9 protein-coding genes are annotated in these 14502 nt (G+C 57.3%); all 9 read left to right on the plus strand.

Features of this window, described 5'->3' with window-relative positions:
* The first annotated feature begins 500 nt into the window (after nucleotides 1–500).
* Complete coding sequence (locus EKM95_RS09145; RefSeq protein WP_125697713.1) at nucleotides 501–2180, plus strand: alpha-glucosidase; 1680 nt, start codon at nucleotides 501–503, stop codon at nucleotides 2178–2180.
* A 3-nt stretch (nucleotides 2181–2183) separates the two neighbouring features.
* Nucleotides 2184–3932: a glycoside hydrolase family 13 protein gene (locus EKM95_RS09150; RefSeq protein ID WP_125697715.1), complete on the plus strand. Its 1749-nt coding sequence runs from the start codon at nucleotides 2184–2186 to the stop codon at nucleotides 3930–3932.
* A gap of 194 nt (nucleotides 3933–4126) precedes the next feature.
* Nucleotides 4127–5362: an extracellular solute-binding protein gene (locus EKM95_RS09155; protein WP_125697717.1), complete on the plus strand. Its 1236-nt coding sequence runs from the start codon at nucleotides 4127–4129 to the stop codon at nucleotides 5360–5362.
* 65 nt (nucleotides 5363–5427) lie between these two features.
* Nucleotides 5428–6786 carry a carbohydrate ABC transporter permease gene (locus EKM95_RS09160; RefSeq protein ID WP_125697719.1) on the plus strand — a complete coding sequence of 453 codons (1359 nt, stop codon included), beginning with the start codon at nucleotides 5428–5430 and terminating at the stop codon, nucleotides 6784–6786.
* A gap of 4 nt (nucleotides 6787–6790) precedes the next feature.
* Nucleotides 6791–7648, plus strand: coding sequence for a sugar ABC transporter permease (locus EKM95_RS09165; RefSeq protein ID WP_125697721.1), 858 nt, complete (start codon nucleotides 6791–6793; stop codon nucleotides 7646–7648).
* A gap of 549 nt (nucleotides 7649–8197) precedes the next feature.
* Complete coding sequence (locus EKM95_RS09170; RefSeq protein WP_125697723.1) at nucleotides 8198–10456, plus strand: glycoside hydrolase family 65 protein; 2259 nt, start codon at nucleotides 8198–8200, stop codon at nucleotides 10454–10456.
* 56 nt (nucleotides 10457–10512) lie between these two features.
* Complete coding sequence (gene pgmB / locus EKM95_RS09175) at nucleotides 10513–11178, plus strand: beta-phosphoglucomutase (RefSeq protein WP_125697725.1); 666 nt, start codon at nucleotides 10513–10515, stop codon at nucleotides 11176–11178.
* Between the two features lie 21 nt (nucleotides 11179–11199).
* Entirely contained in the window at nucleotides 11200–13521 is a 2322-nt protein-coding gene (locus tag EKM95_RS09180; protein WP_125697727.1) for a glycoside hydrolase family 31 protein, read from the plus strand.
* Nucleotides 13522–13757: 236 nt separating this feature from the next.
* Nucleotides 13758–14441: a hypothetical protein gene (locus EKM95_RS09185; RefSeq protein WP_125697729.1), complete on the plus strand. Its 684-nt coding sequence runs from the start codon at nucleotides 13758–13760 to the stop codon at nucleotides 14439–14441.
* Nucleotides 14442–14502 lie beyond the last annotated feature (61 nt).

Here is a 14502-nt window from a genome sequence, read left to right on the forward strand (position 1 = left end):
AAGTTAGCTGCCCACCCAAAAAGCGCTCGGCTCCGCACCCTTCAGTTGGGCTGCGGCCCGCATGTCGGAAGCATCTAGGCGTCTCATGCACGTATGGCCAAGGACGCCATACGCGCCCGAGCCGACCTAGCTGTTCCGCCATCCCGCGGGCCTCCGCACCCTTTCCTAGTCAGGCTGCGCCGAGCAGGGGTGGGACAGATAGTCGTCCCGGTCGCCCGATGGCAAAAAACGCCATCAACCGCCCGGGCCGAACTATCTGCCCACCCCAAAGCGCTCGGCTCCGCACCCTCAGTTGGGCTCCGGGGGCCAGGCCTGAGACAGATAGTCGTCCCGGTCGTTCGATGGCCAAGTACGCCATCAACCGCCCAGGCCGAACTACCTGCTCAGACCTCCCGGCCCCCTCCGCACCCTCCTCTTTTGTTATCGCTAACAGGCGCTTGCTGGTTGCTCCCGGTGGCGCATTTTTTTACGCTTAGGAGGAACAAAGAGAGGGGATAACTATGGCGAAGTGGTTTGATAATGCGGTGATCTACCAGATCTATCCGAAGTCGTTTCAGGACAGCAATGGCGATGGCATCGGCGACCTGGCGGGGATCCGCCGGCGCATTCCGTATCTGGTCTCACTTGGCATCAACGCGGTGTGGCTCAATCCTGTGTTTGTGTCGCCGCAAGTGGACAATGGCTATGATATTGCGAACTATTTTGCCATCGACCCGGCGATGGGGACGATGGCCGACATGGAAGGGCTGATCGCCGACCTGCACCAGCACGGCATCCACCTGATCATGGATTTTGTCCTCAACCACACGTCGGATCAGCATCCCTGGTTTCAAGACGCGATCGCCGACCCGAAGAGCATTTACCGCGACTACTATCTGTTCGCCGGGGAAAATGGAAAACGGCCCAACAACTGGGGCAGCTTTTTCGGCGGGTCGGTGTGGGCCCCGGATCCAGCGGGCACGGGGCAGTCGTATTTTCACCTATTCGACAAGCATATGCCGGATCTGAATTGGCAAAATCCGGAGGTGCGCCATGCGATAAGGGATGTCGCCGATTTTTGGCTGAACAAAGGCGTCGATGGGCTTCGGTTGGATGCTTTCATCCACATCGCCAAGGCGGATCTGCGGCAGGACTTTCCGCTGGCCCCAGGTGAAAAATCGCCGGTGGTCGCCGAGCCATTTTTCGCCAATCTGCCGAATGTCCAGGCGTGGCTGCGGCCATTTTGCGCGCAGATCAGAACGGATTATCCGGACACATTTTTGCTGGGCGAGGCGGCGAGCGCGAATGTCAATTTGGCGGTGGATTATACGAGCAAGCATAACGGGTTGATGGACAGCGTGATCACGTTCCGGACGTTTGCCGACGACGATCGCCAAGTGGATCCGCGGATTCCAGCGGGGATGCAGCCGCAGCCAATGGATATTCCAGCGTTCAAGCAAAACCAGGTGACGTGGCAACAAACGCTCGCCGGAGTGTCGCTGCCGGTGCTTTATTGGAACAATCACGACATGCCGCGGGTGGCGACGCGTTACGCCAAGCCCGGGCCGCTGCATGACACGCAGGTGAAGAGTCTGGCGATGCTGATGTACTTGCAGCGCGGGATTCCGGTGATCTATTACGGCGAAGAGCTCGGCATGGAAAATATGGCGCTGCCGGATCAAGCGGCGTTCAATGACTTGAATGTCGATGACTTCTTTGCGCAAGCCAAGGCGGCGGGCTATGAAGACGATGCGATCTTGGCGATGGTCAACGCGACGCATAAGATGCCGGCGCGCGGGCCGATGCAGTGGCAGACCGGCGCCAACAGCGGCTTTTCCACGCATCAGCCGTGGCTAGATGGCCAGCGGGACGAGACGCGCAATGCCCGCGATGAGGAAGCACAAGGGGGCAGCGTGTTACACTTTTATCAGGCCCTGATTCAGTTGAAAAAGACGCCGTTGTTTGCAGGCGGCGATGACTTTTTGCAGACCACGGATGATCGCAGTTATGTGTATGAACGGCGGCTTGACGGCGCCCGCGCGCTGGTGGCAATCAACTTGACGGATCAGCCGCTGACGCTGGCGGCACCGTCTGCTGGGGCCACGGCGCGCTTGACCGCTGGCACCGCAACGCTGAGCGGTGATCAGCTCACGCTCAGCCCGTATGCTGGGGTGGTCTATGTTGAAGAGATGGAGGACTAACAGATGGAATTAGCAGCACTTCGGCACCGCCCGGAAAGTGAAGATGCCTTTTTGTATGACCCGACTCACATGCGCGTGCGCTTGCACGCCAAGGCGGGGGATGTCGCAGGCGTCTCCGTTTTGTTCAACGACCCGAACTGGTTTGAAGACCGCGATGGCAAGATGACGTTCATTTATCACGAAAAGACGTTGGCGAAACTTGGCACGGGCCAGCTTCAGGAATACTGGGGTACCACGCTCACGGCGCCGTATCGCCGCCTGCAGTACCTCTTTGTGGTGACCGGCACGGATGGCACCACCACGCTGTTTGGCGATCGCGGCACACGCGCGGATTCAGAAGCGGAGCGCCAGGAGCTCGGCAATTATTTTCGGATGCCGTATTTTCACCAGATCGACCGGGTCAAAACGCCGGATTGGGTGAAGGAAACGGTGTGGTATCAGATTTTTCCGGAGCGCTTTGCCAATGGCGATAAGACCAACGATCCGGACGGCACGAAGCCGTGGCAGCCAAGCGACCATCCCGGCCGTGACGATTATTATGGCGGCGATTTGCAGGGCATCCTGGATCATCTGGATGACCTGCAGGAATTGGGTATCAACGGGCTGTATTTTTGCCCGCTGTTCAAAGCCAGCTCCAACCATAAATACGACACGATCGATTACCTTGAGATCGACCCGGATTTTGGCGACAAGGCGCTGTTTGCCAAGCTCGTCAACGAGGCCCACAAGCGCGGCATGAAGGTGATGCTGGACGCGGTGTTCAATCACATGGGCTACGCGTCGCCGCAGTGGCTGGATGTTGTTGAAAATGGCGAGCAGTCCCGCTTCAAGGACTGGTTCCACATTTACGAATTCCCGGTGACCCCTTACCGCAACCCGGTGCTCAAGGAAGGCGCGCCGCAATTTGACACGTTTGCGTTTGGTGACAACATGCCCAAGCTCAACACGGCCAACCCCGAGGTGCAAGACTATCTGTTGACGGTGGCGACGTATTGGATCAAGCAGTTTGATATCGACGCATGGCGGCTGGATGTGGCCAACGAGGTCGATCATCATTTCTGGGCAAAGTTCAATGCGGCGTGCAAGGCGGTCAAGCCGGACTTCTACATTCTCGGTGAGATCTGGCACTCCAGCCAAAATTGGCTCAATGGCACCGAATTTGACGGTGTGATGAATTATGCGTTCACCCAGCAGATCGAGGACCACTTCCTGACGGGAAAACAGGACGCGAAAACGGCGATGGCGCTGCTGGTCGATCAGCTGATGCTGTATCGCGACCAGACGGATCAGGTGATGCTCAACATGCTGGATTCCCATGACACGCCGCGCATTCGGACGATCGCAGGGGGCGATGAGGACAAGGCGCTGCAGGCGCTGGCCTTTACGTTCCTGCAGACCGGCGCGCCGTGCATTTACTACGGCACCGAAATGGGGATGGAAGGGGCCAACGATCCGGATGACCGCAAGCCGATGGACTGGTCGCAGCTCGGCCAGCCGATCTGGCAGCGCGTCCAGCAACTGATCGCGCTTCGGCACCGTTTTGCCAAGCTGCTCGGCACCGGTACCACTCAGCTTGAGGTGCGCGAAGATGGTCTGATTCAGGTGACGCGCAAGCTCGCTGACCAGACTTTGATCGGCTTGTTCAACACAACGGATCAGCCAGTCGCTATTGAGGTCAAGGCCCCGGCCTACACCCAGCAGTTTGGCGATGGCGCGCTTTTGCCGCTTGGGGTTGCCGTATCCATCAGCTGATTCTGATAACGGTAACAAAGGTTTATTGATTGTAAAAGCGGTTTCAACTTTGCATAATAAAATACGTAAGGCAGCGACAGGCGAACTTAGATGAAATAATTTTGGCTAGACCAATTTTTAAAATCATATGAGCTCACTTATCGACACTTCAAGTTAGGCGTTATCAGTCTATTTCATTAGGGAGGAATAGCATTATGAAGTTATGGAAAAAGGTCATCATGGGGAGCGCATCGCTGGTTGCGATCACGCTGCTCGCAGCTTGCGGCTCCGGTTCGTCGTCCAGCGATAGCTCGACGAAGAGCTCTACTGCCACCAAGATCTCCGGCGATGTCACCCTCTGGGTCGATACCGCGCAGGTGCCGTCTTATAAGAAACTGGTCGCCAGTTTTGAAAAGAAGTACCCGGATGTCAACGTTAAGCTGACGCAAAGCCCGAACGGCTCATCCAACGCGAAGACGGATGTCGGCAAGGACCCAGCCAAGGCTGCGGATGTTTTCCAGGTGCCAAATGATCAGCTGGGGCAAATGGCTGAAGCCGGCTACATCAATCCGCTGTCGCCAGACGCAGAAAAGGAAGTCAAGGCCGACAACATCGACATGGCCGCCACTGCGATGACCTGGAAGGATAAGATGTACGGTTATCCATGGGCTCAGCAAGCCAACATCCTTTATTACAACAAGAGCAAATTGTCCGCAGACGATGTGAAGTCTTGGGACAGCTTGACGGCTAAAGGTGTGATCGGGCTGGACTTCACCGTGCCATACAACGTCTATCCTGTTTTCCTGACCGCCGGCACCAAGCTTTACGGCGATGATGGCGAAACACTGGACGGCTCCACGGTTGCTTCCGACGAAGGCGTGGCCGCGATGAAGTGGTTCGCACAGCAAAAGGCGAACAAGGGTGTCATGCAGACGTCCAACGCGTTGAACCAGCTCAAGGCTGGCAAGGTCGGCGCGATCATCGACGGCCCATGGGATGCCACGAACATCAAGAACTTGCTCGGCGATAACTTCGCTGTGACGACTCTGCCAACGCTGACCATCAATGGCGAGCAAAAGCAGATGCAGGCATTTATCGGCGTGATGGCCTTCGCTGTCAACTCGCACACCGCGACCAAGAACCAAAAGGCCGCCCAGACGTTGGCCGCTTGGGTCACCAACAAGGCTGGTCAGACCGAACTTTACAAGAGCCAAGGTCAGATTCCTGTTAACAAGGAAGCCCTTGATGCCTCTGATGTAAAGGCTGATCCGGTTGCCGTTGCGGTCGACAAGCAGTCCGCCGTTTCGACGTTGATGCCGAAGATGCCGCAAATGGCAACGGTCTGGAATGATGCGGCGGCGCTGACCAACGGCGCGTACACCGGCTCCATCAAGGCGGCCGACTACATGACGCAGCTCCAGAAGTTCCAAGACGCCATTTCGAAGAAGTAATTTAAGACGCTCGAGCAAAGGTTGGGCCGTGCGCTCAACCTTTTCTCTTAAAAGGAGAAGGTTCTATGTTTAAGAGAAAAAATAAGCGCAAGCCCGCAGCGACATACAGGGAAGTCTTCACCAAAGGCGACTGGGCGACCAAGCTCTCGTTCGTCGTGATGGGGGCCAGCCAGTTGAAGCACAAACAATGGGCAAAAGGCCTGGCCTTTTTACTCATCGAAGTCGGCTTCTTCGTTTGGCTCATCCACACTGGGATCAGTGAGCTGTCGCTTTTCACCTCGCTGGGCCCGATCAAGGCCAAAAAAGTGGTCTTCGACAACGCCCAGGGGATCTACATCACCAAGTTGCCGAGCAATTCGGTGGTCATCCTGCTGTTCGGGGTGCTGGCGCTGATCATCTTGGCGGCGCTGATCGGCCTGTATATCTTCAACTTGCGCTCGACCCGCAATCTTTATGTCGCAGACCGCGACCATGAAACGATCGAGACCAACAAACAGGAGCTCAAGTCCCTGTTTGATACCCGCCTGCACGCGACGTTGATGACCATTCCAATCATTTTGATTGTGGCCTTCACCGTCTTGCCGACGATGTACATGATCTCGATGGCGTTTACTAATTATAACCGCGAGCACGCGATCGCCTTTTCCTGGACCGGGTTCCAGGCGTTCGGGCAAGTCCTTTCCGGGGACCTGGCCGGCACGTTCTTCCCAGTTTTGGGTTGGACGCTGCTGTGGGCGGTGATGGCCACGGCCACCACGTTCTTCTTCGGCGTTTTGCTGGCGATGCTGATCGAATCAAAAGGAATACGCTTCAAAGGCTTCTGGCGCACGCTGTTCATCATCGTGTACGCCGTGCCGCAATTCGTGTCACTACTTTTGATGGCGCAGTTCCTTGATCTGCAAGGGCCACTGAACAACTTGCTGCTCAGCTGGGGCTGGATCGATCACGCGATCAACTTCATCGGCGCCTCCGCCAATCCGTGGGTCGCGCGGGCCACGGTCATCGTGGTCAACATGTGGATCGGGATTCCGGTGTCCATGCTGGTCTCCACCGCGATCATTCAGAACCTGCCGCAAGATCAGATCGAAGCGGCGCGGATGGATGGGGCGGGTCCCCTTCAAGTTTTCCGCCACATCACGTTCCCGCAGATCTTGTTCGTCATGGCGCCGAGTCTCATCCAGCAGTTCATCGGCAACATCAACAACTTCAACGTCATCTATCTGTTGACGGGCGGGTATCCGATGAACAACAACTACAACGGTGCCGGCGATACCGACCTGCTTGTCACGTGGTTGTATAATCTGACATTCGGGCAGCTGCAGCGCTACAACGCCTCTGCGGTCTTGGGGATCTTGATCTTCATCATCAGTGCGGTGTTCTCGCTGCTGGCATACCGTCGCACAAACGCATTCAAGGAGGGCTAACGAGATGAAATCTTATCATGAACGTCAACGCGTCTCCTTGATCTCGCGTTATGTGTTGTTGATCTTCTTGGCGCTGGTCTGGCTGTTTCCAATCGTGTGGATCGTGCTCGCGAGTTTTTCCTATAACGACACGGGCTTTATTTCCACGATCTGGCCGGAGCAGTTCACCATTCAAAACTATGTCGGGATCTTGACCAACAGCCAGTTCCCATTCCTGTACTGGATCCGCAACACCCTGGTGGTCTCCTTGGTCTCCATGGTGCTGTCGACCTTTGTAACGATCTCCGTGGCGTATTCGCTGTCTCGGCTGCGTTTCAAATTCCGGAAGCCGTTTCTGCAGATTGCCTTGGTCCTGGGGATGTTCCCTGGGTTCATGTCGATGATCGCCTTGTACTACATTCTGAAGTCCTTCAACATGCTGAACCTGGCCGGTTTGACGATGGTCTACATCGGTGGCGCGGGCCTCGGGTTCTACATTGCAAAAGGGTTCTTCGACACCATTCCGATCGCGATCGATGAGGCGGCCGTGATGGATGGCGCAACCAAGTGGCAAAGCTTCATTCACGTGGGCCTGCCGCTGTCGCGCCCGATGATCGTCTACACCGCCTTGACCACCTTCATGGCGCCATGGGTCGACTTCATCTTCTCAGGGATCATCCTGAGTTCATCCGGCAACCCAAAGGACTACACCATCGCGTATGGCCTGTACAACATGCTGCACAGCGCAAAAGGCGCCTCAACCACCTACTTCGCGCAGTTCATCGCAGGATGTGTGATCATCGCCATCCCAATCACCATCATCTTCGTGATCATGCAGAAGTTCTACGTGAACGGCATTACACAGGGCGCGGATAAAGGATAACCAGTGCGGAGACCCGCGCTTATGACCGGACAGCTAGCTGCGGCAAGCGCTTTGCTCGCGTCCTTTGCGAGCAGAGTGATTGACGTTGCTAGATGCGCCGGTCATGCGGGGCGCAGCACGAGGATGAGAACCAGTGCGGAAGCCCGCGGTTATGGTCGTGCAGCTAGGCTCGCCTTGCGCATTGGACCGGTCTTAGGCCAGTGTGTGAGGCGACCTAGATGTCTCGACCATGCGGGCTGGAGCACGACGATTCTGAAATGGCGGACGTCCGCAACTGGTGGCGCGAAATGGCGGAGCGCCAATCTAACATATTGGCGCACGCAACCAGAACGACCAACGCACCGCCACCCCGGCCCTCCGCACCCATTTTCCCAATAACCCAGCGCCCGCCAACCACAAGGCGCACCAAAAAAGCGGGACAAACGCGTATTGCCCCGCTTTTTTCGACCGGTGATGTTGTTATCGGTAACACCAAGGCGTCTGTTGTCGTGCCGCCTGGCTGCCTTTACGCTTAGGAATGTGAACAGTGACAAGGAGAAGTGAAGACATATGAAACGAATTTTTGAGATCGATCCTTGGGTGATCAAAAGTCGCACGCTGAACCCCGAAGACAAGCGCCTCCAGGAGAGCCTGACCGCGATCGGCAACGGCTACATGGGCATGCGCGGCAACTTTGAGGAAGGCTATTCCGGCGACCACCTGCAAGGCACCTACTTGGCCGGCGTCTGGTATCCAGACAAGACCCGCGTTGGCTGGTGGAAAAATGGGTATCCCGAGTATTTTGGCAAGGCAATCAACGCCCCGAGCTTTATCGACTTCGGGCTGACGCTCAATGGCGTGAAAATTGATCTGGCGACCCTTCGACCGAGTGATTTTTCCCTCGAGCTGGACATGCACCAGGGCCTGCTGACGCGCAGCTTCGTCGTCGAGGCAGGCGGCGCCAAGGTTCGGCTCACCTTCCAGCGCTTCTTATCCAACGAGATCAAGGAAGCGGGGCTGATCAAGCTGACCGCCGAGGCCTTGACGGGGACGGCGACGCTCACGGCGACCCCGGCGCTTGATGGCAATGTCGTCAACGAAGACTCGAATTACGAGGATAGTTTCTGGCAGCCGCTGGGTGAAAATCGTGAGGCGGAGACCATTCAGTTGATCACCAAGCCAAATCCGTTCAAGGTGCCACAATTCAGTGTGTTGCTCAAACAACACACCACGCTGAACGGCCAGCCGCTTCAAGGCACCGCCACCTCAACCAGTGGCCGGGTCCAGCGCGAGGCGAGCTTCACGCTGGCTGCCGGCGAGACGGCGGAGCTGGTCAAAACAGTGATTGTGGTCACGAGCCGTGATGTGCCAACGGAGGCTCAGGCTGAGGCGGCGGAGACGCTGATGGCGCAGGCACTGGAGGCTGGCTGGGCCGGGTTGCTCGATGCGCAGACGACTATTTGGGCGAAGCGCTGGGCGTTGTCGGATGTTGTGATCGACGGCGATGAGGCCGCGCAACAGGGCATCCGCTTCAACATTTTCCAACTCTTCATGACGTATTATGGTGAGGATAAACGGCTGAACATCGGGCCAAAGGGCTTCACCGGCGAAAAATACGGTGGCGCGACCTATTGGGACACCGAGGCCTATATCGTGCCGATGTATTTGGCCACGACCAAGCCCGATGTGACCCGCGCGCTGCTCCAATATCGCCACGACCAGCTGCCCGGCGCATATCACAACGCCCAGCAACAGGGTCTTGCCGGGGCGCTGTTTCCGATGGTGACGTTCAATGGCATCGAATGTCACAACGAGTGGGAGATCACGTTTGAGGAGATTCACCGCAATGGGGCAATCGCGTTTGCCATCAAGCAGTACACCGATTACACAGGCGATGAGTCCTATGTCAACGAAACGGGCATCGATGTGTTGGTTGGCATCAGCCGCTTTTGGGCGGACCGGGTGCATTTTTCCCAGCGCAAAGGCCAGTACATGATCCATGGTGTCACCGGGCCCAACGAGTATGAAAACAACGTCAACAATAACTGGTACACCAACACGATGGCCCAGTGGACGCTGCAATACACACTGGCGCGCCTGCCGAAAGCGGACAAGGCTGTCGTTGAAAAATTGGCGGTCTCCGATGCGGAAAAGACGCACTGGCAGGACATCATCGACCGGATGTATTTTCCGGAAGACAAGGACCTTGGCATCTTCGTGCAGCACGACACGTTCCTGGACAAGGACCTGCGCCCGGCCAGCAGCATTCCTGCCGATCAACGGCCGATTAATCAGCACTGGTCCTGGGATCACATTCTGCGCAGCCCGTACATCAAGCAGGCGGATGTCTTGCAGGGCATCTATTTCCTGAATGACCGCTTCACGCGCGAACAAAAGGAGAAGAACTTCGACTTTTACGAACCGCTGACGGTGCATGAAAGCTCGTTGAGTGCCTCGATTCACGCGATCTTGGCGGCGGAGCTTGGCAAGGAAGACAAGGCCGTCGAGTTGTATGCCCGCACCGCGCGGCTGGATCTGGACAATTACAACAACGACACGACAGACGGGTTGCACATCACCTCGATGTCCGGCTCGTGGCTCGCAATCGTCCAGGGCTTTGCGGGGATGCGCGACAACGATGATCAACTGTCATTCAAGCCGTTTTTGCCAAAGGACTGGACGCATTACAGCTTCAAGATCCTGTACCGCGGGCGCACGCTGGCGATCTCGGTCACCCGCGAAGGCACGGACATCGCGTTGGTGGCCGGCCCGGCACTGACCGTTGTCATTAACGGCAAGGCTGTAGCATTGCCGGCAGCTGAAAATTAATTGGCTGGCGCCGCGCTGGAAATGGCGCGGCGCTTTTTTAAGAAGAGGAGACTATTATGCTAAAAGGCTTACTGTTTGATCTGGATGGGGTGTTGACGGATTCGGCGAAGTTCCATCTCGCCGCCTGGGGCAAGGTTGCCGAATCGATTGGCATCACCTTGCCGCCCGAAGCCAACGATGGCTTGCGCGGCCGCTCGCGGATGGATTCGCTGGACTTTATTTTGCGTGGGGCCGGCCAGGAAGACCGCTTCACCGAGGCGGAAAAGGAAGCACTGGCGACCAAGAAAAACGCGATGTATGTCGAGGCAATCAAAAGCATGACCCCAGCCGATATTTTGCCTGGGATCCCCCAGCTGTTGGCGGATGCGAAGGCGAAGCAGCTGAAAATGATCATTGCCTCGGCGTCAAAAAATGCGCCGACCATTTTGCGCCAGCTGAAGATCGCCGATGATTTTGATGGTATCGTGGATCCGGCCACGCTGCATCGCGGCAAGCCCGATCCGGAGATCTATGTGCGGGCCCAGGAACTCGCGGGGCTGCAGGCAGATGAGGTGGTCTCGTTCGAGGACGCCTCGGCCGGGGTGGCGGCGATCAAGGCAGCGGGCCAATTCGCCGTGGGCATTGGTGACAAGACTGTTTTGGCGCAAGCCGACTATATCGTTCCGACCACCGCTGCGTTACAATTGAGCCAAATTGAGGCCGCTTTCAACGCACAGCACTAGCGGTCATGGAGGCTATTCATTGTGAGTGAGATCACCATTCAAAGCACCGAGAAACCGAGCACCTGGCTGATCACATTGGCCGATGGGCGAAAACGCGGCGTGACGGCGCTGACGCCGGAAATTTTGCATGTGTATGACGCTGCGGTTCCCGCGCCGCATAATCGCGAGGTGGTGAGCGGGCAGGCGCAAGACGTTGCGGTGGTCGTCGATGATCACGGCGACCATGTGACGCTGGCCACGTCGGCGTTGACGCTGACGATGGATGCCGTGGGGTATGTGGATGTCGTCGATGCTTCGGCTCAACCGGTGGTGACGGCGTATCGCGGCCGCCGTCAGCCGCTTGATACCAACGCGGATCCGGCGCTAGCCGACGCCGAACATGCGGCGGCGCGCCACGCCATGGTCGGCGAGCATCATGTCTCCGATGTGCCAGGCGCCACGCCGATCGAGGTGGCGTTCACCTTGGCGGATGACGATCATTTTTACGGCTTGGGCGACAAGACGGGCTTCACTGACAAGCGTGGGTACGCCTGGGAAAATTGGAACTCGGATGACCCGACACCGCATCAAGAAGACCTGGTGCGGCTGTATAAGAGCATTCCGTTTGTCATCGGCCTGCATGAGGACCGCGCATACGGGCTGTTTTTCCCAGACACATTTCCGAGTCGGCTGGACCTTGGCCGCGAAAGCCGCGATTACTTCTATTACAATGCGGTGGCGGGCCGGCTGGACTACTACATTTTCGCCGGGCCGGCCATGCCAGACGTGGTGGGCGAGTACACCTGGTTGACCGGGACCACGCCGCTGCCGCAAAAATGGACGCTGGGGTACCAGCAGAGTCGCTGGAGCTACATGAATCGCCAGACGGTCGAAACGGTCGCGGCGAAAATGCGGCAGTACCACCTGCCGTTTGATGCGATTCACCTCGACATCGATTACATGGATGGGTACCGCGTGTTCACGACGGATCCCAAGCGTTTTCCCGACTTCAAGGAAATGGTCGCGCAGCTCGGCGAAGACGGCGTGAAGGTCGTCACGATCATCGATCCGGGGGTCAAGCAGGATCCTGGCTATCGCGTCTATGATGAAGGCGTCGCGCATGGCTATTTTGCCAAGGACGCGGCCGGCCAGCTGTATGTGAACCGGGTCTGGCCGGGCAAGTCGGTGTTCCCCGATTTTGGGGCGCCGGCCGTTCGCAAGTGGTGGGCGCACAATACCGATTTTCTCACGGGCAATGGCGTGAGTGGCATCTGGAACGACATGAACGAGCCGGCCAGCTTCGACGGGCCACTGCCGGATGATGTGGCGTTGACGGATGAGGACCATGGCACCACGATTCTGGAACTGCACAACGTTTACGCCCACAACATGGCCCGCGCGACCTATGCGGGGATGAAGGCGAAAACAGGCAAGCGGCCGTTCATCATTACGCGCGCGGCCTTCAGTGGGACGCAAAAATTCGCGACGGTGTGGACCGGCGATAATCGCTCGACCTGGGCGCTATTGCGGCTGGTCATTCCGCAGCTCACCAATCTGGGGCTCTCCGGCTTTAGTTTTGCCGGCACCGATATCGGCGGCTTTGGTGAAAGCGCGACGCCGGAACTGTTGACGCGGTGGATCGAGGCGGCAATCTTTTCCCCGCTGCTGCGCAACCATTCGGCAATCGGCACGCCGCTTCAGGAGCCTTGGGTCTTCGGCGAGCCCACCTTGGCGATCTATCGCAAGATGCTGGAATTGCGCTACCGCTTGCTGGATCTGTTGTACGATCTGTTTGAAGCCGGCACGCGCACCGGTCTGCCGGTGATGCGGCCCCTTGTGCTGCATTATCAAGATGACGCGACCGCGCAGACCATCAACGATGAATTTTTGGTCGGGGAGACCTTGCTGGCGGCGCCGGTGGTCGAGCCGGGCGTTGATCACCGGATGGTCTACCTGCCGGCGGGCGAGTGGCTGGATTATTGGACCGGCGAGGCTTACACAGGTGGCGACTATTATGTCGTGGCCGCCCCGCTGGACCACTTGCCGCTGTTTGTGAAAAACAATAGCATCCTGCCGCTTCGGCCACTGGTTGAATATGTGGATCCGGCCACAGAGGACACGATTGGCTTCAAGGTCTTCGGCACGCATGGCCATTATGAGCATTATCAGGACAACGGCGCGGATTTTGCCTATCAAAATGGAGCCTTCAACCGCTATGTGATCGATGTCGATGACAACGGGTTGCGGGTCGCGCTGAGTGTCGATGGGTTGGCCCAGCATTACGACACGGTCTTCGTGGAAGTCGGCGGGGTCGCGCATCAGTTTGCCTATAGTGGGTCTACGGGCACATATCAAGAAATTTAACGATTTATTTCGCGGCGGATGGGCGTTTGTGGCCTGTCCGCTATTTTTTTGGCCGCGAGTGCTTTCATTTGTGAAACGGTTCGCTAAAATGTACTGGACCCGCAGAAGAAATGCGGTTGGTGTGGTTCTAAATGCGCCGCATGGGGTCAGTGGATGTGCCTAGCGGGATGGCCGGATGTCTGGTGCGATTCCTAGGCGCGTGACAATATAATGAATTGATTTGAGGGAGTGCGCTTATGATTATTGAAAAACGCGGGCGTTTTGCCTGGCTGACTTTGGCGGATGGCCGCCAGTTTGCTGTTGGCGCTTTGCGGCCGAACATCATTCAGGTGCGCAATGGCGGCGACTTACCGCATTCGTACGCAACAGTGCCGATGGAAGCCGAAGATTTTGCGCTGACGATCGATGAGACCGCAGACGGCATGCGGCTGGCCACGAAGGCGGTGGTGGTGACCGTTGATGAGGCGGGCCATATCGATGCGTTTTACCCGGATGGCACGGCGATGGTGCAGGACTTTCGCGGGGCGCGGACGCCGCTGGTGCGCGATACGGATCCGCAGATCGCCAGCGCCGAGAACCTGGATGCGTCGGCGGTGGCGATGCAGGACCACTCGCTGACGGATGTGCCAGGGGTGGCGCCGCTTGAGATCGTCAAGTCGCTTCGGCCGGATGAGCATCTGTACGGGCTCGGCGATCACGCCGGCTTTTTGGACAAGCGCGGCTATGCCTGGGAAAATTGGAACACGGATGAAGGCCGCCCGCATCAGGAGGACCTGGCGCGGCTGTACAAGAGTATTCCGTTTGTGATCGGCTTAACGCAGGGGCGGGCATACGGCTTGTTTGTCGACAACACGTACCCGACGCGGTTTGATTTGGGCAAGGAAAGCGCGGATTATTATTACATCCTGGATTATTCATAGAATTTCAAAAAAGCAGCGCAATCCCATGATTCACACGGGACTGCGCTGCTTTGGTGTTTCA

The organism is Lacticaseibacillus yichunensis (assembly GCF_003946405.1).
In the GTDB taxonomy this organism is placed as follows: Bacteria; Bacillota; Bacilli; order Lactobacillales; family Lactobacillaceae; genus Lacticaseibacillus; species Lacticaseibacillus yichunensis.